Source organism: Peribacillus sp. SIMBA_075 (genome assembly GCF_046534585.1).
In genome coordinates this window covers 1-259 of sequence record NZ_JAWRYN010000951.1, presented here as the reverse complement: position 1 = coordinate 259, position 259 = coordinate 1, and the positions used below count along the sequence as shown (strand labels likewise).

The 259-nt window shown below is 40.9% G+C and carries 1 protein-coding gene; it reads right to left on the bottom strand.

The window, feature by feature from the left end; all coding sequences use genetic code 11:
• Positions 1-122: 122 nt before the first annotated feature.
• A partial coding sequence (locus tag SB775_RS31075; RefSeq protein ID WP_410865122.1) for a flagellar basal body rod C-terminal domain-containing protein occupies positions 123-259 on the bottom strand: 137 nt, incomplete at its 5' end.

Below are 259 nucleotides of genomic sequence, written 5' to 3'. Positions count from 1 at the left end.
AGAGAAATTCGTTTGGCTTTTAGGTGCAGCCGCCTGCACAGACGATGCATTCGTCAATTCACTTGCTTGCTGAGCGGTTTGAAGCTGGAAAGGAGATATTGCATTAACCAATTCTTTTCACCTTACTTTCCTATTTCTAAAGCTTTCATCAGCATGCTTTTATTCGCATTTAGCGCAGTCACATTTGCTTCATATGACCTTGAGCTGCTGATGAGGTCAACCATTTCCTTTAATGGATCAACATTTGGTGTTTGAACAT